The 26,485-nt window shown below is 71.1% G+C and carries 22 protein-coding genes; 18 read left to right on the forward strand and 4 right to left on the reverse strand.

The genetic code is table 11. The features are described from left to right. Positions 1-40 precede the first annotated feature (40 nt). Positions 41-3,661, forward strand: a complete 3,621-nt coding sequence (gene smc / locus ACFU5F_RS30735; protein ID WP_383894206.1) for a chromosome segregation protein SMC — start codon at positions 41-43, stop codon at positions 3,659-3,661. A 213-nt stretch (positions 3,662-3,874) separates the two neighbouring features. Next, positions 3,875-5,293 carry a sugar porter family MFS transporter gene (locus ACFU5F_RS30740; protein WP_383894209.1) on the forward strand — a complete coding sequence of 473 codons (1,419 nt, stop codon included), beginning with the start codon at positions 3,875-3,877 and terminating at the stop codon, positions 5,291-5,293. 127 nt (positions 5,294-5,420) lie between these two features. Here ACFU5F_RS30740 and ACFU5F_RS30745 read toward each other — a convergent pair whose 3' ends face one another. Together ACFU5F_RS30745 and ACFU5F_RS30750 are read right to left on the reverse strand one after the other, a co-directional pair. After that, the gene (locus ACFU5F_RS30745; protein ID WP_383894211.1) at positions 5,421-5,798 is read right to left on the reverse strand and encodes a hypothetical protein; all 378 of its coding nucleotides are present in this window, start codon (positions 5,796-5,798) and stop codon (positions 5,421-5,423) included. Between the two features lie 52 nt (positions 5,799-5,850). Continuing rightward, positions 5,851-6,822: an LLM class flavin-dependent oxidoreductase gene (locus tag ACFU5F_RS30750; protein ID WP_383894214.1), complete on the reverse strand. Its 972-nt coding sequence runs from the start codon at positions 6,820-6,822 to the stop codon at positions 5,851-5,853. 136 nt (positions 6,823-6,958) lie between these two features. Here ACFU5F_RS30750 and ftsY point away from each other — a divergent pair, with 136 nt between their 5' ends. Next, entirely contained in the window at positions 6,959-8,158 is a 1,200-nt protein-coding gene (gene ftsY / locus ACFU5F_RS30755) for a signal recognition particle-docking protein FtsY (protein ID WP_383894217.1), read from the forward strand. Positions 8,159-8,262: 104 nt separating this feature from the next. Here the strand turns inward: ftsY and ACFU5F_RS30760 are convergent, their stop codons facing one another. Continuing rightward, positions 8,263-8,919 (reverse strand): bifunctional DNA primase/polymerase, encoded by a 657-nt coding sequence (locus ACFU5F_RS30760; RefSeq protein ID WP_383894220.1) that lies wholly within the window; start codon positions 8,917-8,919, stop codon positions 8,263-8,265. A gap of 425 nt (positions 8,920-9,344) precedes the next feature. Here ACFU5F_RS30760 and ACFU5F_RS30765 point away from each other — a divergent pair, with 425 nt between their 5' ends. The 5 genes from ACFU5F_RS30765 (at position 9,345) to ffh (ending at position 17,035) form a co-directional block, all read left to right on the forward strand. Beyond that, positions 9,345-10,820: a hypothetical protein gene (locus ACFU5F_RS30765; RefSeq protein ID WP_383894223.1), complete on the forward strand. Its 1,476-nt coding sequence runs from the start codon at positions 9,345-9,347 to the stop codon at positions 10,818-10,820. Between the two features lie 395 nt (positions 10,821-11,215). Continuing rightward, complete coding sequence (locus ACFU5F_RS30770; protein ID WP_383894226.1) at positions 11,216-12,508, forward strand: ammonium transporter; 1,293 nt, start codon at positions 11,216-11,218, stop codon at positions 12,506-12,508. Next, on the forward strand, positions 12,505-12,843 hold the full coding sequence (locus ACFU5F_RS30775) for a P-II family nitrogen regulator (protein ID WP_003997576.1): 339 nt from the start codon (positions 12,505-12,507) through the stop codon (positions 12,841-12,843). Before ACFU5F_RS30770 ends, ACFU5F_RS30775 begins: the two co-directional genes overlap by 4 nt. Positions 12,844-12,869: 26 nt before the next feature. After that, a complete protein-coding gene (locus ACFU5F_RS30780; protein WP_383894228.1) occupies positions 12,870-15,320 on the forward strand; it encodes a [protein-PII] uridylyltransferase in 2,451 nt (816 codons plus the stop codon). Positions 15,321-15,484: 164 nt separating this feature from the next. Continuing rightward, positions 15,485-17,035, forward strand: coding sequence for a signal recognition particle protein (ffh, locus tag ACFU5F_RS30785; RefSeq protein ID WP_383894231.1), 1,551 nt, complete (start codon positions 15,485-15,487; stop codon positions 17,033-17,035). A 298-nt stretch (positions 17,036-17,333) separates the two neighbouring features. Here ffh and ACFU5F_RS30790 read toward each other — a convergent pair whose 3' ends face one another. Next, a complete protein-coding gene (locus ACFU5F_RS30790; RefSeq protein WP_383894234.1) occupies positions 17,334-18,092 on the reverse strand; it encodes an SAM-dependent methyltransferase in 759 nt (252 codons plus the stop codon). A gap of 304 nt (positions 18,093-18,396) precedes the next feature. Between ACFU5F_RS30790 and proS the strand changes: the two genes are divergently transcribed. The 10 genes from proS (at position 18,397) to lepB (ACFU5F_RS30840) (ending at position 26,451) form a co-directional block, all read left to right on the forward strand. Next, a complete protein-coding gene (gene proS, locus ACFU5F_RS30795; protein ID WP_383894236.1) occupies positions 18,397-19,812 on the forward strand; it encodes a proline--tRNA ligase in 1,416 nt (471 codons plus the stop codon). Positions 19,813-20,072: 260 nt separating this feature from the next. Next, positions 20,073-20,669, forward strand: a complete 597-nt coding sequence (locus ACFU5F_RS30800) for a hypothetical protein (RefSeq protein WP_371576661.1) — start codon at positions 20,073-20,075, stop codon at positions 20,667-20,669. A gap of 375 nt (positions 20,670-21,044) precedes the next feature. Next, complete coding sequence (gene rpsP / locus ACFU5F_RS30805; RefSeq protein ID WP_383894239.1) at positions 21,045-21,464, forward strand: 30S ribosomal protein S16; 420 nt, start codon at positions 21,045-21,047, stop codon at positions 21,462-21,464. A gap of 2 nt (positions 21,465-21,466) precedes the next feature. Next, entirely contained in the window at positions 21,467-21,706 is a 240-nt protein-coding gene (locus ACFU5F_RS30810; protein WP_013000410.1) for an RNA-binding protein, read from the forward strand. An 84-nt stretch (positions 21,707-21,790) separates the two neighbouring features. Next, positions 21,791-22,378: a ribosome maturation factor RimM gene (gene rimM, locus ACFU5F_RS30815; RefSeq protein ID WP_383894242.1), complete on the forward strand. Its 588-nt coding sequence runs from the start codon at positions 21,791-21,793 to the stop codon at positions 22,376-22,378. Beyond that, positions 22,378-23,211 carry a tRNA (guanosine(37)-N1)-methyltransferase TrmD gene (trmD, locus tag ACFU5F_RS30820; protein ID WP_383894245.1) on the forward strand — a complete coding sequence of 278 codons (834 nt, stop codon included), beginning with the start codon at positions 22,378-22,380 and terminating at the stop codon, positions 23,209-23,211. The genes rimM and trmD overlap by 1 nt, the downstream gene beginning before the upstream one ends. 133 nt (positions 23,212-23,344) lie before the next feature. Then, positions 23,345-23,695 carry a 50S ribosomal protein L19 gene (gene rplS / locus ACFU5F_RS30825; RefSeq protein ID WP_013000407.1) on the forward strand — a complete coding sequence of 117 codons (351 nt, stop codon included), beginning with the start codon at positions 23,345-23,347 and terminating at the stop codon, positions 23,693-23,695. Between the two features lie 57 nt (positions 23,696-23,752). Beyond that, a complete protein-coding gene (lepB, locus tag ACFU5F_RS30830) occupies positions 23,753-24,481 on the forward strand; it encodes a signal peptidase I (protein WP_383894249.1) in 729 nt (242 codons plus the stop codon). Beyond that, complete coding sequence (gene lepB / locus ACFU5F_RS30835) at positions 24,474-25,604, forward strand: signal peptidase I (RefSeq protein WP_383894283.1); 1,131 nt, start codon at positions 24,474-24,476, stop codon at positions 25,602-25,604. Before lepB (ACFU5F_RS30830) ends, lepB (ACFU5F_RS30835) begins: the two co-directional genes overlap by 8 nt. Next, positions 25,558-26,451, forward strand: a complete 894-nt coding sequence (gene lepB, locus ACFU5F_RS30840) for a signal peptidase I (RefSeq protein ID WP_383894253.1) — start codon at positions 25,558-25,560, stop codon at positions 26,449-26,451. The genes lepB (ACFU5F_RS30835) and lepB (ACFU5F_RS30840) overlap by 47 nt, the downstream gene beginning before the upstream one ends. Positions 26,452-26,485 lie beyond the last annotated feature (34 nt).

The raw sequence follows: 26,485 nt of genomic DNA on the forward strand, positions 1-26,485 counted from the left end.
TCATGGAGTGGGACCAGGCCGGGAGGTAGAGTCCGGCGGCGTGCATCTCAAGGCCCTGACCCTCCGCGGGTTCAAGTCGTTCGCCTCGGCGACCACGCTCCGGTTCGAGCCGGGCATCACGTGTGTCGTCGGACCGAACGGCTCGGGCAAGTCCAACGTCGTCGACGCCCTCAGCTGGGTCATGGGCGAACAGGGCGCGAAGTCGCTGCGCGGCGGCAAGATGGAGGACGTCATTTTCGCCGGCACCACCGGGCGCCCCCCGCTCGGCCGCGCCGAGGTGTCCCTGACCATCGACAACTCCGACGGGGCCCTCCCCATCGAGTACTCCGAGGTCACGATCACGCGGATCATGTTCCGCAACGGTGGCAGCGAGTACCAGATCAACGGTGACACCTGTCGCCTCCTCGACATCCAGGACCTGCTCTCCGACTCCGGCATCGGCCGGGAGATGCACGTCATCGTCGGCCAGGGCCGGCTCGACTCCGTCCTGCACGCCGACCCCATGGGCCGCCGCGCCTTCATCGAGGAGGCGGCCGGCGTCCTCAAGCACCGCAAGCGCAAGGAGAAGGCGCTGCGGAAACTGGACGCCATGCAGGCCAACCTGGCCCGCGTCCAGGACCTCACCGACGAACTCCGCCGTCAGCTCAAGCCCCTCGGCCGACAGGCCGCCGTCGCCCGCCGGGCCGCCGTCATCCAGGCCGACCTGCGGGACGCACGGCTGCGGCTGCTGGCCGACGACCTCGTACGGCTCCGGGCGGCGCTGCGCACCGAGGTCGCCGACGAGGCCGTGCTCAAGCAGCGCAAGGAGGCCGCCGAGACCGAGCTGAAGAAGGCGCTCCAGCGCGAGGCTCACCTGGAGGGAGAGGTGCGCCGGCTGGCCCCGCGCCTCCAGCGGGCCCAGGAGACCTGGTACGAGCTGTCGCAGCTCGCCGAACGGGTGCGCGGCACGGTCTCCCTGGCCGACGCCCGGGTCAAGAGCGCCACCTCCGCGCCTCCCGAGGAGCGGCGCGGCCGTGACCCGGAGGACATGGAGCGCGAGGCGGCCCGCGTCCGCGAACAGGAGGCCGAGCTCGAAGCGGCCCTGGAGGCGGCCGAGCGTGCCCTGGAGGACACGGTCGAGCACCGCGCCGAGCTGGAACGTGAACTGACGGTCGAGGAACGCCGGCTGAAGGACGTCGCCCGGTCCATCGCCGACCGCCGCGAGAGCCTCGCCCGGCTGAACGGCCAGGTCAACGCCGCCCGCTCCCGCGCGGCCTTGGCCCAGGCCGAGATCGACCGGCTCGCCGCGGCCCGCGACGAGGCCCAGGAGCGTGCCGTCGCCGCCCAGGAGGAGTACGAGGCGTTGAAGGCCGAGGTCGACGGTCTCGACGCCGACGACTCCGAACTCGCCGAGCGGCACGACGCCGCGAAGCGCGCCCTGGCCGAGTCCGAGTCCGCCCTCACCGCCGCCCGGGAGGCCGCCACCACCGCCGAACGGCGCCGCGCCGCCACCCAGGCCCGCCACGAGGCCCTCGCGCTGGGCCTGCGCCGCAAGGACGGTACGGGCGCGCTGCTCGCCGCGAAGGACCGGCTGGGCGGGGTGCTGGGTCCGGCGGCCGAGCTGCTGACGATCACCCCCGGGCACGAGGTCGCCCTGGCGGCGGCCTTCGGCGCGGCGGCCGACGCGATCGCCGTGACCAGCCCGGCCGCGGCCGCCGAGGCGATCCGCCTGTTGCGCAAACAGGACGCGGGCCGTGCGGCCCTGCTGCCGGCAGGGGCGCCCGAAGACCCGGTCTCAGCACTCCCGAGGGGCGCGGGGAACGGCGTCACCGGCCACGGCGGGCCTGCGGACGAAAGGCGACCCCTTCCGGCGTCCCCCCTGGCGCACTTCGCCGCGGACCTGGTCCGTGCCCCCTCCGACCTCACACCCGCCGTACGCCGTCTGCTCCACGGCATCGTCGTCGTGGACACTCTCGAAGACGCCGAGAACCTCGTCTACGCGCGCCCCGAACTCACCGCCGTCACCGCCGAGGGCGACCTCCTCGGCGCGCACTTCGCGCACGGCGGCTCCGCCGGGGCACCCAGCCTGCTGGAGGTGCAGGCGTCCGTCGACGAGGCCGCGGCCGAGCTGGAGGAACTGGCCGTACGGTGCGAGGAACTGGCCGAGGTCCAGCGGAGTGCGGTCGAGTCGCGGCGGGACCGGGCCGCGCTCGTGGAGGAGCTGGGCGAGCGGCGCCGGGCGGCCGAGCGGGAGAAGTCCGCGGTCGCGCAGCAGCTCGGGCGGCTGGCCGGGCAGGCGAGGGGCGCCGCCGGGGAGGCCGAGCGGTCGACGGCCGCCGCCGCACGCGCCCAGGACGCGCTCGACAGGGCGGTCGAGGACGCGGAGGAACTGGCCGAACGGCTCGCGGTGGCCGAGGAGATGCCCGTCGAGGAGGAGCCGGACACCTCCGTACGGGACCGGCTCGCTGCGGACGGGGCCAACGCGCGGCAGACGGAGATGGAGGCCCGGCTCCAGGTGCGGACGCACGAGGAGCGGGTGAAGGGCCTCGCGGGGCGCGCGGACTCGCTCGACCGGGCCGCGCGCGCCGAGCGCGAGGCGCGGGCGCGCGCCGAACAGCGCAGGGCGCGACTGCGGCACGAGGCGGCCGTCGCCGAGGCCGTCGCGTCCGGTGCCCGGCAACTGCTCGGCCATGTCGAGGTCTCCCTGGCCCGGGCGGAGGAGGAACGCACCGCCGCCGACGCCGCCAAGGCGCGCCGGGAGCAGGAGCTCGCGCAGGCCCGTGCCGAGGGACGTGATCTCAAGGCCGAGATGGACAAGCTGACCGACTCCGTCCACCGCGGCGAGGTGCTCGGCGCCGAGAAACGGATGCGGATCGAGCAGCTGGAGACCAAGGCGCTGGAGGAGCTGGGTGTCGAACCGGAAGGGCTGATCGCGGAGTACGGGCCGGACCAGCCGGTACCGCCGTCGCCGCCCGCCGAGGGCGAGGAGATGCCGGAGGACCCGGAGCACCCCCGCAACCGGCCGCGGACGTTCCACCGGGCCGAGCAGGAGAAGCGGCTCAGGGCGGCCGAGCGGGCGTACCAGCAGCTCGGCAAGGTCAATCCGCTGGCGCTGGAGGAGTTCGCGGCGCTGGAGGAGCGGCACAAGTTCCTCAGTGAGCAGCTGGAGGACCTGAAGAAGACCCGGGCCGATCTGCTCCAGGTGGTGAAGGACGTCGACGAACGGGTCGAGCAGGTCTTCACCGAGGCGTTCTGGGACACCGCCCGGGAGTTCGAGGGCGTCTTCTCCCGGCTCTTTCCCGGAGGGGAGGGACGGCTGATCCTCACCGACCCGGACAACATGCTCACCACCGGGGTGGACGTCGAGGCCAGGCCGCCGGGCAAGAAGGTCAAGCGGCTGTCACTGCTCTCCGGGGGTGAGCGGTCGCTGACCGCCGTCGCGATGCTGGTGTCGATCTTCAAGGCCCGCCCCAGCCCGTTCTACGTGATGGACGAGGTCGAGGCGGCGCTCGACGACACCAATCTGCAGCGACTGATCCGGATCATGCAGGAGCTGCAGGAAGCGTCCCAGCTGATCGTGATCACCCACCAGAAGCGGACGATGGAGGTCGCCGACGCGCTGTACGGCGTGTCGATGCAGGGCGACGGCGTCTCGAAGGTCATCAGCCAGCGGCTGCGTTAGCCGTTCCGGTCGACGGGTAGACGAGGGCGGTCGCGGGGTTCCGCGCACCCCGTGTCGAGGCCCGCTACATCATCTTCATTACTTGAACTCAATCTCCTACTCCTGTATCGGAAACCTGGCAAACGCCCACTCGACCCGTCTTTTGACTTCGAAACTTGAAGGCATATTCTCTGCGAAGTCGCCTTTACCTTCAAAGCGGAAGGTCCCCCCCACGTGACCAGTACTACGCAGGCATCCACGTCAGGAGCGCGCGAAGGCCACCCCGACCACCTCTCGCACGTGATCTTCATCGCGGCGGCGGCCGCGATGGGCGGCTTCCTCTTCGGCTACGACAGCGCCGTGATCAACGGCGCCGTCGAAGCCATCCGGCACCGCTACGACATCGGTTCCACGGCCCTGGCCCAGGTCATCGCCGTCGCGCTCATCGGCTGCGCCGTCGGCGCGGCAACGGCCGGCCGGATAGCCGACCGCATCGGCCGTATCCGGTGCATGCAGATAGCGGCCGCCCTCTTCACGGTCAGTGCCGTCGGCTCGGCGCTCCCCTTCGCGCTGTACGACCTTGCCTTCTGGCGGATCGTCGGCGGCTTCGCCATCGGCATGGCGTCGGTCATCGGCCCCGCCTACATCGCCGAGGTCGCGCCGCCGGCCTACCGGGGACGGCTCGGTTCGTTCCAGCAGGCCGCGATCGTCGTCGGTATCGCCGTGTCCCAGCTGGTCAACTGGGGCATCCTGAACGCCGCCGACGGCGACCAGCGCGGTGAACTGCTCGGCCTGGAGGCCTGGCAGATCATGCTCGGCGTCATGGTCGTCCCGGCCGTGCTGTACGGCCTGCTCTCCTTCGCCATCCCCGAGTCCCCGCGCTTCCTGATCTCCGTCGGCAAGGACGCGCGCGCCCGTGAGGTGCTCGCCGAGGTCGAGGGCGAGGGCGTCGACCTGGACGCCAGGGTCGCCGAGATCGAGTCGGCCATGCACCGCGAGCACAAGTCGACCTTCAAGGACCTGCTGGGCGGCAGCTTCCTCTTCAAGCCGATCGTCTGGATCGGCATCGGGCTGTCGGTCTTCCAGCAGTTCGTCGGCATCAACGTCGCCTTCTACTACTCCGCGACGTTGTGGCAGTCCGTCGGCGTCGATCCGGCCGAGTCGTTCTTCTACTCGTTCACCACCTCGATCATCAACATCGTCGGCACCGTCATCGCGATGATCTTCGTGGACCGGATCGGCCGCAAGCCGCTCGCGCTCATCGGCTCCGCCGGCATGGTCGTCGGCCTCGCGCTGGAGGCCTGGGCCTTCTCCTTCGACCTCGTCGACGGCAAGCTCCCGGCCACCCAGGGCTGGGTCGCCCTGATCGCCGCCCATGTCTTCGTCCTCTTCTTCGCGCTCTCCTGGGGCGTCGTGGTCTGGGTCATGCTCGGCGAGATGTTCCCCAACCGGCTCCGCGCCGCCGCGCTGGGGGTGGCCGCCTCCGCGCAGTGGATCGCCAACTGGGCCATCACCGCGAGCTTCCCGTCCCTGGCCGACTGGAACCTGTCGGTGACCTACGTGATCTACACGGTCTTCGCCGCGCTCTCCATCCCCTTCGTCCTGAAGTTCGTGAAGGAGACGAAGGGCAAGTCACTGGAGGAGATGGGCTAGGGCCCTCGGGCCCCAGCCCGCCGGCCGCACGCCTCCCCGAGTTCGAGGAGAGGGGCCACGTCCCCGCCGCCCCTCTCCTCGTACCCCCTCCGCCGCCCCGCCCGGGGCGGCGGAGTCGTGTGCGGGCTCACCAGATGAGGACACCGCCGCCGATCTCCAGGGCTTTGCGGATGCTCTCCTCGATGATCCGCAGCCGGGACTCGATCTGGTGCCGGTGCTCCTCGACGGTCCGCGGCCGCCGGGTGCCGTGGGCGACGTCGTCGAGACGGGAGCGCAGCAGCGCCACCTCGCGCCGGAACTCCGGTACGTCCGCGGCCTCGACGCAGAGGTCCTCCTTCGCCGGTACGGGCAGGAAGCGTGCGCCGAGCGAGCGCACGAACTCCGATCCCCACACCGTCGTCCGCCACGACTCGAAGCCGCCGGACCGGTACACGTCGTCGGGCACGTCGAGGATCCTCCGCCTGCCGTCCGGCTCCCTGACGAACACCTCCACCAGCAGACTCATGGGCTCAGTGGAGCAGTGCCGAGGCGGCCTCGGCGAGCGGATTTCGCCCGGCTCAGCCGCGCAGTGCCGGAAGAACCCGTTCCGCGAACAGCCGCAGACTCCGCCAGCCCTCCGCCACCGGCATCCCGCCCGCCAGGGGGTGCAGGACGAGGTTGTCGAGTCCCAGGTCCACGCACTCGTCCGGCGTGACGATCCGGTACACGCCCTCCGCCCGCAGCTCCGCCACCGTCGCGGCCCCCGACCGCACGGCCGACCGGATGCCGGACGACTGCCAGGAGGCGTAGGTGCGCGCCTCGTGCAGGAAGTGCGCGCCGTACTCGGCCCACGTCCGGTCCGGATCCTCCGCCACGTGCAGCAACGGGGTCTCGGCGGCGGGCATCATCGTCCACCCCTCGGTGCCGTACTCCACGAGCCGCTCCTTGTAGTACGCCTCCAGCTCCGGCAGGTGCGCGCTCGGGAAGAAGGGGAGCCCGGTCCGGGCCGCCCTGCGGGCCGCGGCCTTCGACGAGCCGCCGACCAGCAGCAGCGGATGCGGCTCGGTCCCCGGACGCGGGGTGACCCGGACCGTGCGCCCCCGGTACACGAACGGCTCACCCGTCCACGCCCGGAGCAGCGTCTCCAGCACCTCGTCCTGGAGCTTCCCGCGACTCCTCCAGTCGACGTCGAACTGCGCGTACTCCTCCGGCCGGTATCCGATCCCGGCGACCGTCACCAGTCGTCCGCCGCTCACCAGGTCCAGTACGGCGATGTCCTCGGCCAGCCGCAGCGGGTCGTGCAGCGGGCCGATCGCCGCCGACACCGTGACCGCGATCCGCCGGGTGGCCCCGAACACGGCTCCCGCGAAGACGAACGGCGACGGCAGCCAGTTGTTCGCGACCCCGTGGTGCTCCTCCGTCTGCACGGTGGAGACGCCCTGCTCATCGGCGTACGCGGCCATCTCCACGGCGGCCCGGTAGCGGGCCCGGAGCGAGGCGGGCGTGGCGCCGGGCTCGACCAGATTGAAACGGACGACCGTGACGGGCATGGGGGACCCCCTTCGGACGGCTGTGGAGGGGGACGCTAGCTGACGGTTCGTCAGGTAGCCAGGGGTGAGGAAGGACCGTGTGCCCCCGTAAGGCGATCGAACGCCGCGCGGGGTGGTCCCGCATACTGGCCTAGTTATGGAACTCATCCTTGCTGTAGTCATCGCCGTGGTCGTGCTCGGCGTGCTGGGCGGGCTCGTCGTAGGCAGCCGCAGGAAGAAGCCGCTGCCCCCGCCACCCCCCACGACACCCGACATCACCGCCCCCCCGGCCGAGCCGCACGTCGGCGACGAGGCCGAGACGCCGCGCGACGAACCGCGCCGGACGATCGAGGAGGTGGATCTCCCGGACGGTTCGGCGTCGGCGCCCGTGGCCGTCGAGGAACCGCCCGCCGCCCCCGAGATCGAGATCCCCGAACCGACCGCGGGCCGGCTGGTACGGCTGCGCGCCCGGCTCTCCCGCTCGCAGAACGCGCTCGGCAAGGGGCTGCTCACGCTGCTCTCGCGCGAGCACCTCGACGACGACACCTGGGAGGAGATCGAGGACACCCTCCTCACCGCCGACGTCGGCGTCCAGCCCACCCAGGAACTGGTCGAGCGGCTGCGTGAGCGCGTGAAGGTCCTCGGCACCCGCACCCCGGCGGAACTGCGCACACTGCTGCGCGAGGAACTGCTGAAGATCCTCGTCCCCGAGTTCGACCGCGCGGTCAACACCGACTCGCCCCTCGACACCCCGGGCATCGTGATGGTCGTCGGCGTCAACGGCACCGGCAAGACCACCACCACCGGCAAGCTCGCGCGCGTCCTCGTCGCCGACGGCAAGAACGTCGTCCTCGGCGCCGCCGACACCTTCCGCGCCGCCGCCGCCGACCAGCTCCAGACCTGGGGCGAGCGCGTCGGCGCCCGTACCGTGCGCGGCCCCGAGGGCGGCGACCCGGCGTCCATCGCCTTCGACGCCGTCAAGGAGGGCATCGAGGAGGGCGCCGACGTCGTCCTCATCGACACCGCCGGCCGGCTGCACACCAAGACCGGCCTCATGGACGAGCTGGGCAAGGTCAAGCGCGTCGTCGAGAAGCACGCCCCGCTGGACGAGATCCTGCTGGTCCTGGACGCCACCACCGGTCAGAACGGTCTCGTGCAGGCCCGGGTGTTCGCCGAGGTCGTCGACATCACCGGCATCGTCCTCACCAAGCTCGACGGCACCGCCAAGGGCGGCATCGTCATCGCGGTCCAGCGGGAGCTGGGTGTACCCGTCAAGCTCATCGGCCTGGGAGAGGGCGCGGACGACCTGGCGCCGTTCGAGCCCGAGGCGTTCGTAGACGCGCTCATCGGCGAGTGACGCGGCGGACCACTGGCGCGCATCCGTAGGTGCTCGCGGAAGCGCCCGCCCCGAGACTCGGTCGGGGGCGGGCGCTTCGCCGTGTACGGACCAGGGCGGCCGGGTCAGGCCCGTGACCGGTGGGCCACGTACGCCAGGGTCCCCAGCAGCAGGCGCGCGGCCGGCGGCTTCGTCGCGGAGTCGAGGTCGGGGGAGCGGAGCCAGCTGACCGGGCCGAGGCCGCCGCGGTCGGAGGGCGGGGCGGTGACATGGCTGCCGGGGCCGAGGCCGCGCAGATCGAGGGCGGACGGGTCGTCCCAGCCCATGCGGTAGAGCAGGGTGGGCAGCTCGGCGGCGGCCCCCGGGGCGACGAGGAAGTGGGCGCGGCCCTCGGGGGTGGCGATCACGGGGCCGACGGGGAGGCCCATGCGTTCGAGCCGGACGAGCGCATGCCGTCCCGCGGACTCGGCGACCTCGATCACGTCGAAGGAGCGGCCCACCGGCAGCATCACGGCGGAGCCGGGGAACTCGGCCCAGGCCTCGGTCACCTCGTCGAGCGTCGCTCCGGCGCGGACGGGGGGCGCGAAGTCGAGGGGATGCGCGCCCGGCGCGGGGCAGGTGGTCCTGCCGCACGAGCACGCGCCGGAAGCCGTCCGCGCGCCCGGGACGACGTCCCACCCCCAGAGGCCGGTGAACTCGGCCACCGCCGTGCAGTCAGAGGAACGGCCGCGCCGACGTGTGCCGGATCGCATCTCCCGAATGCCGCCGATCGTGAAGCCCATGCCCCCTCCAACGGGTCCAGCGCGCCGGTGGTTACGCGACGGAGTCGGAAGGCGACGCTCTGCTTCCGCCTGGGCGGCGCACTTCGGCGCTCCCGGTGGCGCGACCGTCGACACGCGCCCCCGAATGCTTCCCTCCGCCCACTCCCGGCCGTCTGATGTCAAGTCAATCGCGCGCGGGCGACCGTAGGTTCATTCGAAGGGGTGGCGAATGGTGGCGTTTCTGGAATCGCCGTGGCCGGACGCGTGATCGTAGGATTACTTTGAGTGCACGGCGCCCGGGGTATCTGCGCTCGTGGGTATGCCGGAGGCAAGTCGCCTTTCCGTTCGATGGGTGACGGAGGTCGGACGTACGGCGCGGTAACCGGCATTCTGGTAGGGCTTGGCGCACACAGCGCACAAGTGGTTTCAGGGATGGGGGCGTTCCAGTGGGCGGCAACGGCGGAAGCGGCACGAACGCTGAGAAGCGCCCGAACGAACTCCTGGGCTCATGGTTCGTCCGCAGCGGCTGGTCCAAGGGCGAGCTGGCCCGGCAGGTGAACCGCCGGGCGCGCCAGCTCGGCGCCAACCACATCTCCACCGACACCTCCCGCGTCCGGCGTTGGCTCGACGGGGAGAACCCGCGCGAGCCGATCCCGCGGATCCTGTCCGAGCTGTTCTCCGAGCGCTTCGGCTGCGTGGTCGCCGTGGAGGACCTGGGACTGCGCGCGGCGCATCAGTCGCCTTCCGTCTCCGGGGTCGACCTGCCCTGGACGGGCCCGCAGACCGTGGCGCTGATCAGCGAGTTCTCGCGCAGTGACCTGATGCTGGCGCGGCGCGGCTTCCTCGGGAGCTCGCTCGCCCTCTCCGCGGGCCCGGCCCTCATCGAGCCGATGCAGCGCTGGCTCGTCCCCGCCCCCGCCGCCCCGCGCGCGGAACCCGAGCCCTCGTCCGCCGCGCGCCGCGCCGGCCGGCTCTCCCAGCCGGAGCTGGACCTCCTCGAATCCACCACCGTGATGTTCCGGCAGTGGGACGCCCAGTGCGGCGGCGGTCTGCGCCGCAAGGCGGTCGTCGGCCAGCTCCACGAGGTGACCGACCTCCTCCAGGAGCCCCAGCCCGAGGCCACCACCCGGCGGCTGTTCAAGGTCGCCGCCGAGCTGGCAGAGCTGGCCGGCTGGATGAGCTACGACATCGGCCTCCAGCCGACCGCGCAGAAGTACTTCGTCCTCGCCCTCCACGCGGCCAAGGAGGCCGGCGACAAGCCCCTCGGCTCGTACGTCCTGTCCAGCATGAGCCGGCAGATGATCCACCTCGGCCGGCCCGACGACGCCCTCGAACTGATCCACCTCGCCCAGTACGGCAGCCGTGAGTGCGCGAGCCCGCGGACCCAGTCGATGCTGTATGCGATGGAGGCCCGCGCCTACGCCAACATGGGCCAGCCCGGCAAGTGCAAACGGGCCGTGCGGATGGCCGAGGACGTCTTCGCCGACGCCGAGGAGTGGGACGACCCGGATCCCGACTGGATCCGCTTCTTCACCGAGGCCGAGCTGCACGGCGAGAACTCCCACTCCTACCGCGACCTCGCCTATGTCGCCGGCCGCAGTCCCGCCTACGCCTCCCTCGCCGAGCCCGTGATGCGACGGGCCGTCGAGTTGTTCTCCCAGGACAGCGAGCACCAGCGTTCCTACGCGCTGAACCTCATCGGCATGGCCACGGTGCATCTGCTCCAGCGCGAGCCCGAGCAGGGCGCGGACATGGCCAAGCAGGCCATGGAGACGGCGAGGAAGGTGCGCTCCGAGCGTGTCAACACCCGTATCCGCAAGACCGTCGACACGGCCGTACGCGATTTCGGCGGTCTCGCGGAGGTCGTCGACCTCACCGACCAGCTCGCCGTCCACCTCCCCGAGACCGCCGAGGCGGTCTGACCGGCCCCGCGCTTCGCGGGCCACGCGTACTCCGGCCGCGGCCGGCCATCCCGACTGCCCGACTCGGCTCCCCCATGCCAGGTCATCGGATGGTCTGCCGTGGCCGGTCCGTTCGGGGCGGGTCCGCCGGACGTTCCATCGGAAGTTCCATCGGATACGAAACCGTTATCCGCCGGGGGCCCCGCAGAGGCTGGGCCCCACACGGGATGCATCCGCCGGGATTCACGTTTCACCTGTCTGTAACGTGATGAGTGCCTTCGTCACCTCCGGGAAACATTTCCAAACTCCCGGCGAAACGGTGCTGCGTCAGTCTCCTCAGCACAGTCGGCCCTCCCCGATAGCTCCCCAGCTTCCGCATCCGCACGGGCCGTTCCGACCACGAGGAGATACCGGCATTGAACGGCACAGATACCGGATTCGTATTGATCAGTGCGGCGCTCGTCATGGTGATGACGCCGGGCCTGGCGCTCTTCTACGGCGGCATGGTCCGCGCCAAGAGCGTGCTGAACATGCTGATGATGTCCTTCATCTCGCTGGGCATCGTCAGCATCCTGTGGGTGCTGTACGGCTACTCGCTCGCCTTCAGCGGTGACCAGGGCGGCCTCATCGGCAACCTGGACGCGATCGGCCTCAAGGGCATCGACGTCACCAGCACGGTCGACAGCTTCGTCACCGGCGCCGGCGACAAGCCGCACCAGATCGCCGCGTTCGCCTTCATCCTCTTCCAGATGCTGTTCGCGGTCATCACCCCGGCCCTGATGAGCGGCGCGCTCGCCGACCGCGTCAAGTTCAGCGCCTGGATGATCTTCGTCGCCCTCTGGGTCACCCTCGCGTACTTCCCGGTCGCGCACTGGGTCTGGGCGCCGGGCGGCTGGCTCTTCGAGCTGGGGGTCATCGACTTCGCCGGTGGTACCGCGGTCCACATCAACGCCGGTATCGGCGCGCTCGCCGCGGTCCTCGTCGTCGGCAAGCGGATCGGCTTCAAGAAGGACCCGATGCGGCCGCACAGCCTGCCGCTGGTCCTGATCGGCACCGCCCTGCTGTGGTTCGGCTGGTTCGGCTTCAACGCCGGCTCCTGGCTCGGTGTCGACGGCACCACCGCCCGTATGGCCATCAACACCCAGATCGCGACCGCCGCGGCCATCATCGGCTGGCTGATCTACGAGCGCATCCGCCACGGCGCGTTCACCACCCTCGGCGCCTGCTCCGGCGCGGTCGCCGGTCTCGTCGCGATCACCCCGTCCGGCGGTCACGTCAACGCCTTCGGCGCCATCCTGATCGGCATCGTCGCCGGCGCGGTCTGCTCCTGGGCCGTCAGCCTCAAGTACAAGCTCGGCTACGACGACTCCCTCGACGTCGTCGGCGTCCACCTGGTCGGCGGTGTCCTCGGCACCCTGATGGTCGGCTTCCTCGCCACCGACGGGATCGGCGGCCTCGACCAGTTCGGCAAGCAGGCCACCGGTGCCTTCTCGGTCATGGCCTACACCTTCGTGGTGACCTGGCTCATCGCCTTCGCCATCCAGAAGACGATCGGCTTCCGGGCGTCCGAGGAGGACGAGATCACCGGCGTCGACCAGGCCCTGCACGCCGAGACCGCGTACGACTTCTCCTCGGCCGCCGGTTCGCACATCTCCGCCAGCACCACGAGCAGCGTCGCTGCCCCTCAGAGCAAGAAGGTCGAGGCATGAAGCTGATCACCGCCGTCGTCAAGCCGCACCGGCTCGACGAGATCAAGGAAGCCCTGCAGGCCTTCGGGGTGCACGGCCTTACGGTGACCGAGGCCAGTGGGTACGGTCGACAGCGGGGACACACCGAGGTGTACCGCGGCGCCGAGTACACGGTGGATCTGGTTCCCAAGATCCGTATCGAGGTGCTCGCCGAGGACGACGACGCCGAGCAGCTGATCGACGTCATCGTCAAGGCCGCCCGCACCGGCAAGATCGGTGACGGCAAGGTCTGGTCCCTCCCGGTCGAGACGGCCGTCCGGGTCCGGACCGGCGAGCGCGGCCCGGACGCGCTCTGACCGAAGAGAAGAACAGGAGTCGCTGGGTGACGAGTACGGACGTACGTACGGATGCAGAGGACTCGGGACCCAGCGGCTACGCGGCGGCCCGGCTGCGTCTCCTCCAGGAGGAGACGCAGTCCGGGCCGCCGCGCCGTTCGGCCCTCGCGGAGCTGACCGACGACTGGCTCGCGGGCCTCTTCGGCGCGGGCGCCGCCGAGCCGCGCGGGGTCTCCCTCGTGGCCGTCGGCGGATACGGGCGAGGTGAGCTGTCGCCCCGCAGCGATCTCGATCTGCTGCTCCTGCACGACGGGTCCGACGAACGGGCGGTGGCCGCGCTGGCCGACCGCATCTGGTACCCCGTCTGGGACCTGGGGCTGGCCCTCGACCACTCCGTGCGGACCCCCGCCGAGGCCCGCAGGACCGCCGGTGAGGACCTCAAGGTGCAGCTGGGGCTGCTGGACGCCCGCCACATCGCCGGTGACCTGGGCCTGACCGCCGGGCTGCGGACCGCCGTCCTGGCCGACTGGCGCAACCAGGCCCCCAAACGCCTCCCGGAGCTCCAGGAGCTGTGCGTCGAGCGGGCCGAGCGGCAGGGGGAGCTGCAGTACCTGCTGGAACCCGACCTCAAGGAGGCGCGCGGCGGGCTGCGCGACGCCACCGCCCTGCGCGCCGTCGCCGCCTCCTGGCTCGCCGACGCCCCGCGTGAGGGGCTCGCGGACGCCCGGCGCCGGCTTCTCGACGTGCGGGACGCGCTGCATCTCACCACAGGGCGCGCGACCGACCGTCTCGCGCTCCAGGAACAGGACCAGGTCGCCGCCGAGCTGGGGCTGCTGGACGCCGACACCCTGCTGCGCCAGGTGTACGAGGCCGCCCGCGTGATCTCGTACGCCAGTGATGTGACCTGGCGTGAAGTGGGGCGCGTGCTGCGGTCGCGCGCCGTGCGGCCACGGCTGCGCGCCATGCTGGGCGGCGGGAAGCCCGCCCCCGAGCGGTCACCGCTGGCCGAGGGCGTCGTCGAGCAGGACGGCGAGGTCGTCCTCGCCCGGGCGGCCAAGCCCGACCGGGACCCCGTGCTGCCCCTGCGCGCGGCCGCCGCGGCCGCCCAGGCCGGACTGCCGCTCTCCCTGCACGCCGTACGACGCCTGGCGGCCGCCGCCAAGCCGCTGCCGACGCCCTGGCCCGCCGAGGCACGCGAGCAGCTCGTCACCCTGCTGGGGTCCGGGCGCCCGACCGTCGACGTCTGGGAGGCGCTGGAGGCCGAGGGCCTCATCACGCACCTGCTGCCCGACTGGGAGCGGGTCCGCTGCCGGCCGCAGCGCAACGCCGTGCACATCTGGACCGTCGACCGGCACCTCATCGAGACCGCGGTCCAGGCGTCCGAGAGGACCCGCCGGGTCCACCGGCCCGACCTCCTGCTGGTCGCCGCGCTGCTGCACGACATCGGCAAGGGCTGGCCCGGCGACCACTCCGTCGCCGGCGAGATCATCGCCCGGGACGTGGCCGCCAGGATCGGCTTCGACCGCGAGGACGTGGCGGTGCTCGCCACCCTCGTACGCCATCACCTGCTGCTCGTCGACACCGCCACCCGACGCGACCTGGAGGATCCGGCCACCGTCCGGTCCGTGGCCGACGCCGTCGGATCGCCCGGCACGCTCGAACTGCTGCACGCGCTGACCGAGTCGGACGCGCTGGCCACCGGGCCCGCCGCCTGGTCGTCGTGGCGTGCCTCGCTCGTGTCCGAACTGGTGCAGCGGGTCGACGCGCTGTTCGCCGGGGACGCCCCGCAGGAGCCGGAACCCGGGGAGACCAGCGCCGAGCAGGAGCGGCTCGCCATCGAGGCGTTCCGCACGGGCGGGCCGGTGCTCTCGCTGCGCGCGCAGACGGAGGCCCCCGCCGGCGACAAGGACGAGAAGGCCGACCCCGAGCCGCTCGGCGTGGAACTCCTCATCGCCGTACCCGACCAGGCGGGCGTCCTGCCCGCGGTCGCCGGCGTGCTCGCCATGCACCGGCTGACCGTGCGCACGGCCGAACTCGGCACCTTCGACCTCCCGGACGGCGTCGAGGGCTCGGTGCTGCTGCTGAACTGGCGGGTGGCCGCCGAGTACGGCTCACTGCCCCAGGCCGCCCGGCTCCGCGCGGACCTCGTGCGGGCCCTGGACGGCTCGCTCGACATCGCCGGACGGCTGGCCGAGCGGGACGCGGCCTACCCCCGGCGGCGGGGCGTCGTCGCACCGCCGCCCCGCGTCACGGTGGCCGCGGCCGCCTCCCGGCACGCCACGGTCATCGAGGTCCGCGCCCAGGACGCCCCCGGGCTGCTGCACCGGATCGGGCGCGCCCTGGAGGACGCGCACCTGCGGGTGCGCAGCGCGCACGTCAGCACGTTGGGCGCCAACGCCGTGGACGCCTTCTACGTGACCGGGGCGCAGGGCACTCCGCTGCCGGGCGACGAGGCGGCGTCCGTGGCGCGGAAGCTGGAGGAGATGCTGCGCGGGTGAGCGTCGGGGCCGGGGCCGCCCCAGGCCCCGGCCCCCGCGATCCCGTGGGCCCCCCGGCGCGGGCTCCGTCACGACTATCCACAGGGGTGGAGACCCGACCACACCCAGACAGATACCCTGGAGGGCAGCCCACCCTGCCCCCGACTCCGAGGACCGACACCGCCGTGTTCGATACGCTCTCCGATCGCCTCTCAGCGACGTTCAAGAACCTGCGCGGCAAGGGGCGCCTCTCCGAGGCGGACATCGACGCCACGGCGCGCGAGATCCGTATCGCGCTCCTCGAGGCGGACGTCGCGCTGCCCGTCGTCCGGGCGTTCATCAAGAACGTCAAGGAGAGGGCACTCGGCAGCGACGTCTCCAAGGCCCTCAACCCGGCCCAGCAGGTCCTCAAGATCGTCAACGAGGAGCTGGTCGGGATCCTCGGCGGCGAGACCCGCCGTCTGCGGTTCGCCAAGAACCCGCCGACCGTGATCATGCTCGCGGGTCTGCAGGGTGCCGGTAAGACGACCCTCGCGGGCAAGCTGGGCCGCTGGCTGAAGGAGCAGGGCCACTCGCCCCTCCTCGTCGCCTGCGACCTCCAGCGCCCGAACGCCGTGAACCAGCTCAGCGTCGTCGCCGAGCGCGCCGGCGTCGCGGTCTACGCCCCCGAGCCGGGCAACGGCGTGGGTGACCCGGTCAAGGTCGCCAAGGACTCCATCGAGTTCGCGAAGTCGAAGGTCCACGACATCGTGGTCGTCGACACCGCGGGCCGCCTGGGCATCGACCAGGAGATGATGCAGCAGGCCGCCGACATCCGGGACGCGGTCTCCCCGGACGAGATCCTCTTCGTCGTCGACGCGATGATCGGTCAGGACGCCGTCAACACGGCGGAGGCCTTCCGGGACGGCGTCGGCTTCGACGGCGTGGTCCTCTCCAAGCTCGACGGTGACGCCCGCGGTGGTGCCGCCCTGTCGATCGCCTCGGTCACCGGCAAGCCGATCATGTTCGCGTCGAACGGCGAGAAGCTCGACGAGTTCGACGCGTTCCACCCCGACCGGATGGCCTCCCGCATCCTCGACATGGGTGACCTGCTCACCCTGATCGAGCAGGCGGAGAAGACCTTCAGCCAGGAAGAGGCCGCCAAGATGGCCTCCAAGCTGGCGTCCAAGAAGGGGCAGGACTTCACGCTCGACGACTTCCTGGCCCAGATGGAGCAGGTCAGGAAGATGGGCAGCATCAGCAAGCTGCTCGGCATGCTGCCCGGCATGGGGCAGATCAAGGACCAGATCAACAACATCGACGAGCGTGACGTCGACCGTACGGCGGCGATCATCAAGTCGATGACCCCGGCCGAGCGCCAGGAGCCGACGATCATCAACGGCTCGCGCCGCGCCCGTATCGCCAAGGGTTCCGGTGTCGAGGTCAGCGCGGTGAAGAACCTCGTGGAGCGGTTCTTCGAGGCCCGCAAGATGATGTCCCGCATGGCCCAGGGCGGCGGCATGCCCGGGATGCCGGGCATGCCCGGCATGGGCGGCGGCCCCGGCCGCAGCAAGAAGCAGCCCAAGCAGGCCAAGGGCAAGCAGCGTTCGGGCAACCCGATGAAGCGTAAGCAGCAGGAGCAGGAGGAGGCCGCCCGCCGGGCCGCCGCCGCGCAGGGCGGCGCCCTCGGGCTGCCGGGCCAGCAGGCTCCTCAGGACTTCGAGCTGCCGGACGAGTTCAAGAAGTTCATGGGCTGACCCGCCTCATGGCGGACGCCGCGTGCCGGCCGGGGGGTGTGGCCGGGCGCGCGGCGCCGGATGCCGTGCGTGGACGGCGTGGGTGTGGTGTCGCTCGTGGTGCTTCTCGCTGGCAACCCCCGTACGCGGCTGTGTTGTTCCCCTGGACGATGCGTCAGGCTATGGGTGCCGTACGGCACTTGGCCAAGGCCGATGCGCTACCGACCCGCTTTCTTCACACCCTCCACACCCCTGCCGGAAGACGCCACGAAGACCTTCCCAGGTCGTCGCCCGAGCGCTCATGTCGGTCCCCGAACGCTCAGGGCGTCCGCGCGATCAGGTAGCGGAACACGTTCGGCATCCACACCGTGCCGTCCCGGCGGCGGTGCGGGTGCAGAGCCTCGGTGATCTCCTTGTCCACCTGCACCTGGTCGGTGGCGCCGATCGCCGCGTCGAAGAGTCCGGTCGACAGCAGCCCCCGGACCGCGTTGTCCACATTGGCGTACCCGAAGGGGCAGGCCACACGGCCGGAGCCGTCCGGCCGGAGCCCGGCCCGTTGGGCCACGTCCTCCAGGTCGTCCCTGAGCGCCGGGCGCCAACTGCCCGAGCCACGCAGGGGATCGGCCAGCTTCGCGGCCACGCGGAGCACGGTGGACGTGGCGCAGCGCTCGGGAGGGCCCCAGCCGACGAGGACCACGGGGGTGCCGCGTTCCGTGAGCGGGGTCGCCGAGGCGAGCAGTTCACCGAGGCCCTCGGAGTCCCCGTCCAGACAGCCGATCGGCTCGAAGGCGGTCACCAGGTTGTACAGCGGGTCGCCAGGGGCGCGCGCCACGTCCGCGGGAGCCCCCTCGACGATACGGGCGCCGGCGCGTGCGGGTGTGCCCCACGCCTCCGGCCGCAGCCGCTCCCGCGCGAGTGCCGCCCTCTCGGGCTCCCCCGAGTCCACGCCGGTGACCGACGCGCCCCGCGACGCCGCCATCAGCAGCGCGAGCCCCGAGCCGCAGCCGAGCCCGAGCAGGCGCGTGCCGGTGCCGACGTCGAGCCGCCGGTGGACGGCCTCGTACAGCGGTACCAGCATCCGTTCCTGGATCTCGGCCCAGTCACGCGCGCGTGCACACCGGTCCACGCGGGGTAAGGCCCCCGCGCGAGGCAGTTGCTGCCGCACGAGCGTAGGTGTCATATCGAAAGCGCCCCAATCCGCCGTGAGTTGCCGTTGCCGGATTTACTGGCCCCCGTGGCAGTGCGCGCTCGCACACCCCCCGTATGCCAGGTAACTCCGCGTCCGGCGCCTCGTCCAGAGGTCTCGGACATCGGTTTTGCGGACTGTCACGCCCGGCGAAAAGAATTCACATCGCCGCAATATGCCCCCGTACTATCGCGCCATGGCAAAGGCACCCGTACTCACCCCCCGGGCGGACGATTTCCCCCGCTGGTACCAGGATCTGATCACCAAGGCCGAGCTGGCCGACAACGGCCCGGTGCGCGGCACCATGGTGATCCGACCGTACGGGTACGGACTGTGGGAGCGGATGCAGCAGGAGATGGACGCCCGGATCAAGGAGACGGGCACGCAGAACGCGTACTTCCCGCTCCTGATCCCGCAGTCGTACCTCGCGCGCGAGGCCGAGCACGTCGAGGGCTTCGCGCCCGAGCTGGCCGTGGTGACGCACGGCGGCGGCAAGGACCTGGAGGAGCCCGCAGTCGTCCGCCCCACCTCCGAGATGATCATCAACGAGTACTTCTCGAAGTGGGTCCAGAGCTACCGCGATCTGCCGCTGCTGATCAACCAGTGGGCGAACGTGGTCCGCTGGGAACTGCGCCCCCGGCTGTTCCTGCGTACCTCCGAATTCCTCTGGCAGGAGGGCCACACGGCGCACGCGACCTACGAGGAGGCGCGCGACTTCGCCGCGCACATCCATCGGGAGGTCTACGAGGACTTCATGGTGAACGTCCTCGCGATGGACGTCGTCCCCGGCCGCAAGACCGTGAAGGAGCGCTTCGCGGGCGCCGTCAACACCCTCACCCTCGAAGGCATGATGGGCGACGGCAAGGCCCTCCAGATGGCCACCAGCCACGAGCTGGGCCAGAACTTCGCCAGGGCGTTCAACACCCGGTACCTGTCGAAGGAGGGCGGTCAGGAACTCGTCTGGCAGACCTCCTGGGGCTCCACCACCCGCATGATCGGGGCCCTGGTGATGATGCACGGCGACGACGACGGGCTGAGGGTCCCGCCCCGGCTGGCCCAGATCCAGGTGGTCGTCCTCGCGATCAAGGGCGACGAAGCGGTTCTGGCCAAGGTCCGCGAGCTGGGCGACCGGCTGAAGGCCGCGGGTGTCCGGGTGCGGGTGGACGACCGCACGGACGTCCCGTTCGGCCGCAGGGCCGTCGACTGGGAACTCAAGGGCGTCCCCGTACGCGTCGAGGTCGGCCCCCGTGACCTGGAGAACGGCACCGCGATGCTGGCCCGTCGCATCCCCGGCGGCAAGGAATCCGTCGCGCTCGACTCGCTCGTGGCCCGGCTGCCCGCGCTGCTGGAAGAGGACCAGGCGCTCCTTCTGCAGCAGTCCCGCGAGCGCCGTGAGTCCCGGACGAGCGAGGTGTCCACGCCCGAGGAGGCGATCGAGGCCGCCGCGGCCGGCGGCTGGGCGCGTATCCCCTGGTCGGCGCTGGGGGAGGAGGGCGAGGCCGGGCTCGGCGAGCACGGGGTGACCGTACGGTGTCTGGTCGGCGAGGACGGGTCGGTGCCCGACTCCTACGACGCACCCGGTAACGTCGCGGTCGTGGCGCGCGCTTACTAGAGCACTCCGTTCCGCCGGGAGCGCGACCGAAAGGTCCCTTGCGCATCCGAGGATCACAGATGCCCCGGCGCGCGGACCTTGTCTACGCGCCGGGGCGTACGTGTTACTACGTACCGCCTTGTGGGGGCCTGCGAGGCTTCTCCGCAGATCAGCGCACCCGCCCTCGTCAGGACGCACTAGTGGCAACTGACGGGTACGTGCAAATTATTTGGGATGGCCCGGAATCGGAACACACGGGCACTCCGGCTCGTTGTCATTACGTGAGCACGACACAGACACCACCCGTTCTCGCCGCAGAACTGGCACAGGCGTGGGCCGACATCCAACGGCACCACCCCGAGCTGCCGGATCTTGCCGCTCCCGAGTCCCTGATCGGGGAGTCGTCGTCCGCCTGCGGGCACGCACTCTCCTTCGAGCGACTGCTCCATGAGGCAGTCCATGGCATCGCCGCCGCCCGCGGAGTCCGCGACACCTCCCGGGCCGGTCGGTACCACAACCGCAGATTCCTCGCGATCGCCGAGGAACTCGGCCTCGATCACCCGGAGGAACCTCACCCCAGCAGCGGTTTCTCGCTGGTCACGCTCAATCCCGAGGCCAAGCGTCGCTACCGCCCGACCATCGAGAGACTGCAGCGCGCTCTCAAGGCACACACCGCGGCGACCTCCGCGGACACGGCCCGCAGCTTCCGGGGCCCGGCGGCCCGCCACGGTTCCTCCGGCGGCGGCGTCCGCGTCAAGGCCGTGTGTGACTGCGGCCGCAACGTCCGGGTCGTCCCGTCCGTCCTCGCCCAGGCCCCCATCGTCTGCGGCGGCTGCGGCAAGCCCTTCCGGATCCCGGAGGTCATGGGCGCGGCGTGAGACGAGGGCGAGCCGGGAAGACGGCGAGCCGGCACGGACGGCTGCTCGTGGCAGCCGTATCCGGTTCGTGGTCGACGGGTCCGCCCCCGCCGAGGGCAGTGCCGCCGGAGCGACGGGGAAACGGCGGGCGCAGGCGGCACCCGGTGAACGCCGGCGGGCGAAGGCCCCCGGCGCCGGGTGTCGCCTCGGCATGGGTTCGTGCAGGCCGGGTGAGAGACGAACCCCGGCGTGTGGCACAATGGCTAGCTGTACTCGACAGTCGCACAGGACCCCTCTCTCCTCCGGCTGACGCGTCCATCGGGCACTCGGGTACCGCAACCCCACGCGGCTCTCTCGCCGTGCCCAATCACGTCAAAACCAGGAGAACCCACTCCCGTGGCAGTCAAGATCAAGCTGAAGCGTCTGGGCAAGATCCGTTCGCCTCACTACCGCATCGTCGTCGCCGACTCCCGCACTCGCCGTGACGGCCGTGCGATCGAGGAGATCGGCAAGTACCACCCGACGTACAACCCGTCGGTCATCGAGGTGGACGCCGAGCGCGCCGCGTACTGGCTGGGTGTCGGCGCGCAGCCGACCGAGCCCGTGCTCGCCATCCTCAAGAAGACCGGCGACTGGCAGAAGTTCAAGGGCGAGCCCGCTCCGGCGCCGCTCCTCGTGGCTCAGCCGAAGTCCGCGCGCCCGTCGTTCGAGGCCCTGGGCGGCGACGACGAGGGCAAGGGTGAGGCGATCACCCAGAAGAAGAAGGCCGACAAGAAGGACGAGGCCGCGGCCGAGTCCGAGTCGACCGAGGCCTGAGCATGCTCGAGGAGGCTCTCGAGCACCTCGTCAAGGGCATCGTCGACTACCCCGACGACGTGCAGGTCGCTTCCCGCGACCTGCGCCGCGGGCGTGTACTCGAGGTCCGGGTCCACCCCGACGACCTCGGCAAGGTGATCGGCCGTAACGGCCGTACCGCCCGCGCCCTGCGTACCGTCGTGGGTGCCATCGGCGGCCGCGGTGTCCGTGTCGACCTGGTCGACGTGGATCACGTCCGCTGACGAACATGCGCAGCACCGGCTCGGGCCGGGGAGGGCCACTGGGCCGTCCCCGGCCCGTAGTCGTATGACAGGAGATCAAGCACAGTGCAGCTCGTAGTCGCACGGATCGGCCGCGCCCACGGCATCAAGGGCGAGGTCACCGTCGAGGTCCGCACCGACGAGCCGGAACTCCGGCTCGGCCCCGGCGCCGTCCTGCTCACGGACCCCGCCTCGACGGGCCCGCTCACCATCGAGACCGGCCGTGTCCACAGCGGCCGGCTGCTGCTGCGCTTCGAGGGTGTGCGCGACCGCAACGCCGCCGAGGCCCTCCGCAACACCCTGCTGATCGCGGAGGTGGACCCGGAGGAGCTGCCCGAGGAAGAGGACGAGTACTACGACCACCAGCTGATGGACCTGGACGTGGTCACCCGGGACGGGGTCGAGGTCGGCCGGATCACGGAGATCTCGCACCTGCCCTCCCAGGACCTCTTCATCGTCGAGCGGCCGGACGGCAGCGAGGTGATGATCCCGTTCGTGGAGAGCATCGTCACCGAGATCGACCTGACCGAACAGCGGGCGGTCATCGACCCGCCGCCGGGACTGATCGACGACCGGGCGGAGATCGCGTCCGCCCGGGACGCCGCTGAGGAGGCCGCCGCGGACTCCGCCGGACCGGCCGGGGACGAGGCCTGATGCGGCTCGACGTCGTCACGATCTTCCCCGGGTACCTCGAACCTCTGAACGTCTCACTCGTCGGCAAGGCACGCGCGCGGGGACAGCTCGACGTGCACGTCCACGACCTGCGGGAATGGACGTACGACCGGCACAACACGGTCGACGACACCCCCTACGGCGGCGGCCCCGGCATGGTCATGAAGACCGACCCCTGGGGCGACGCCCTGGACGCGGTCCTCGCCGACGGCTACGAGACCGGGGCCCGCCAGCCCGCGCTCATCGTGCCCACCCCGAGCGGCCGCCCGTTCGACCAGGCACTCGCCGTCGAACTCTCCGAGCGCCCCTGGCTGGTCTTCACGCCGGCGCGCTACGAGGGCATCGACCGGCGTGTGATCGACGAGTACGCGACCCGGATGCCCGTGTACGAGGTGTCCATCGGCGACTACGTCCTCGCCGGCGGCGAAGCGGCCGTGCTCGTCGTCACCGAGGCCGTGGCACGGCTGCTCCCCGGCGTCCTCGGCAACGCCGAGTCCCACCGGGACGACTCCTTCGCGCCCGGCGTCATGGCCAATCTCCTGGAGGGGCCGGTCTACACGAAGCCCCCTGAGTGGCGCGGCCGCGCCATCCCCGAGGTGCTGCTCAGCGGCCACCACGGCAAGATCGCGCGCTGGCGGCGCGACGAGGCCCTGAAGCGTACGGCGGCCAACCGGCCCGACCTGATCGAGCGTTGCCACCCCAAGGCCTTCGACAAGAAGGACCGCGAGATGCTCTCCATCCTGGGCTGGGCCCCGGACCCGGCGGGGGAGCCGCACGGCCGATTTTGGCGGCGGCCCGACGGCGTGGAACAATAGGCCGCTGTTGTGCGTCGTCCGGCGCGCGCCCCTGCCGCAGGGGGACACGACGCCCGCCCCGACACGGACAGCATCCTCACGAAAACCTAGCTCCCGCTCATGACCTGTGGCATGGGCGAAGAAAGCAGACGAAATGTCTCACCTGCTCGACTCCGTCGACTCCGCGTCGCTGCGCAGCGACATCCCGGCCTTCCGCCCGGGTGACACCGTCAACGTCCACGTGCGCGTCATCGAGGGCAACCGCTCCCGTGTGCAGCAGTTCAAGGGCGTGGTGATCCGTCGCCAGGGCGCCGGTGTCCGTGAGACCTTCACGGTCCGCAAGGTCTCGTTCTCCGTCGGCGTCGAGCGCACCTTCCCGGTGCACACCCCGATCGTCGAGAAGATCGAGCTCGTCACCCGCGGTGACGTCCGTCGCGCGAAGCTGTACTACCTGCGCGAGCTGCGCGGCAAGGCCGCGAAGATCAAGGAGAAGCGCGACAACTGATCGCGCGCACGAGTCACACAAGGTCGTCACATCGGGGCCGGATACGATCTGGCCCCGATGGACACCGCAGCACGGCAGCACATGGAGCGCGACCGTTCCCCTCGCCCTTCCGGCGACGAGGTCTCCGAGGAGATCTCCGGCACAGGAGGGCGTGCGGAGCGGTCGCGTTTCGCGTGGGTGGACCGGGCCACCGCGTGGGTACCCGGTGGGGGATACACCCTGACCGTGCTGATCTGCCTGCTTTTTCTGGCGCTGTTCAGCAACTTCGTGATGCAGCCGTTCCAGATTCCCAGCAGCTCCATGGCCGACTCATTGAGGATCGGGGACCGCGTTCTCGTAAATAAGTTGGCGTACCGTTTCGGATCTGATCCGCAGCGCGGTGACGTCGTCGTGTTCGACGGCACCGGCTATTTCGGGAACGCCGACTACGTCAAGCGCGTTGTCGGCGTGGGGGGAGACCGGGTGGTCTGCTGCGACCAGGAGGGGAGGCTTGAGGTGAACGGCCGGTGGGTCGACGAGTCGTCGTTTCTGTACCCGGGCGACAGTCCGTCGAACGTGCCCTTCGACGTGGTCGTCCCCGAGGGCAGACTGTTCCTCCTCGGCGACCACCGCAGTGACTCCAGTGACTCCCGCGACCGTCTGGGGGCGCCCGGTGGCGGCATGGTCCCCCTCGACTCCGTGATCGGCAGGGCCGACTGGATCGCCTGGCCCGCCGGCCACTGGGCGCGTCTGGACCGTCCGGACGCCTACGCCCGGGTGCCCGCCGCCGGCGGTGCGCATGGGTAACCGCGGCAGGCCGCGCGGTGCCGCTCCCGTCACCGCCGCCGAGAACCTGCTGCCCACCGGACTGCGGCGGTCCGGCGGGGCCGCCCGGCCGAGCCGGGTCGAACGGCGCAGGCTCGCCCGCAAGATCAAGCGGCGCAGGCGTCGTTCCGCGGTCAAGGAGATCCCGCTCCTCGTCGGGGTCGCCGTCCTCATAGCCCTGGTCCTCAAGACCTTCCTCGTCCAGGCGTTCGTGATCCCGTCGGGGTCCATGGAGCAGACGATCCAGATCGGCGACCGCGTCCTGGTCGACAAGCTCACGCCCTGGTTCGGTTCCGAGCCCACCCGCGGTGACGTCGTCGTCTTCAAGGATCCGGGCGGCTGGCTGGAGGACGAGCAGACGACGGCCGCCGGCGAGGACCCCGTGGTCATCAAGCAGATCAAGGAAGGCCTGCAGTTCATCGGCCTCCTTCCGTCCGACGACGAGCAGGACCTGATCAAGCGGGTCGTCGCGGTCGGCGGTGACACCGTCAAGTGCTGCGACGTCCAGGGGCGCGTCACCGTCAACGGCATGCCGCTGGACGAGACGGCGTACATCCACCCCGGCAACCAGCCCTCGACGCAGCAGTTCCAGGTGACCGTGCCCCAGGGCCGCCTGTGGGTGATGGGCGACCACCGGGAGAACTCCGCGGACTCGCGCGCCCACCAGAACGACGATTCGAAAACGGCGCAGTTCGGCGGTACGGTCCCCCAGGACGCCGTCGTGGGCCGTGCCGTGGTCATCGCCTGGCCGGTGGGCCACTGGGGCCAGTTGGAGGAGCCGGACACGTTCTCGGCCGTGCCGGGCGGGTCGACCACGGCCCTCGGCGCTTCGCATAGGGTGGCGTCCGCGGATCGAAACGGATCGATCCCTCTCCCGACCCCTGCGGAACTCCCGCTCGTTATGGGAGTGGTGGGCCTGCACCGGCTGTGGCGCGGGCGGCGGTACGGAGTGAGGAGTGGATGTGGGGGATTTGGCGGTCGGCGCACGGTCCGGACACGGTGGTTCCGAAGATCGGCCGGAGCGATCCGACGAGGCGGCTTCCCCGGCCGCGGAGAACGTGGAGGGCACCGAGGACCCCGAGGGTTCCGCCGGCTCCGGGAATGACTCCCCGGGCGGCGCCGAGGGCGCCGGGACCCCGGCCGACGACGGCGACCAGCACGCCAGGCCCAAGAAGAAGCAGCGTTCCTTCTGGAAGGAGCTGCCGATCCTGGTCGGTATCGCGCTGGTGCTCGCGCTGCTGATCAAGACCTTCCTGGTGCAGGCGTTCTCCATCCCGTCCGACTCGATGCAGAACACGCTGCAGGAGGGCGACCGGGTCCTGGTCGACAAGCTCACCCCGTGGTTCGGTTCCGAGCCCGAGCGCGGCGAGGTCGTCGTCTTCCACGACCCGGACGGCTGGCTGAGGGGCGAGCCCACGCTGGAGCCCAACGCCGTGCAGCGCGTCCTCGGCTGGATCGGCCTGATGCCGTCAGCCGAGGAGAAGGACCTCATCAAGCGGGTCATCGGCGTCGCCGGCGACACGGTCGAGTGCAACGGCACGGGTCCGCTCAAGGTCAACGGCAAGGCGCTCAACGAGCCGTACGTGTACCCGGGCAACACCCCCTGCACCGTCGACGACACCGGCGGCCAGTTCAAGGTGAAGGTACCCGAGGGCAAAATCTGGGTCATGGGTGATCACCGGCAGAACTCGCTGGACTCCCGCTACCACCAGAACGACAGCAACAAGGGCATGGTCCCCGTGAACCAGGTCGTGGGCCGCGCCATCGTGGTCGCCTGGCCGCCGACCCGCTGGTCCACGCTGCCGATCCCCGACACCTTCGACCAGAACCTGAGCGCCGCCGCCCCCGGCGTGCTCGGCCTCGCGGGCGCGGTGCCGCTGGTGCTGTGGCGTCGCCGCCGCCTGTCGGCCGCCGAAAGCCCGAGGGTTACCGGCACGGGTACCGCCGGGTAGGGTGCCGTCCCAGATCGCCGATCTTCCACGGCCC

The organism is Streptomyces sp. NPDC057438, from assembly GCF_042802995.1.
Taxonomy (GTDB): Bacteria; Actinomycetota; Actinomycetes; order Streptomycetales; family Streptomycetaceae; genus Streptomyces.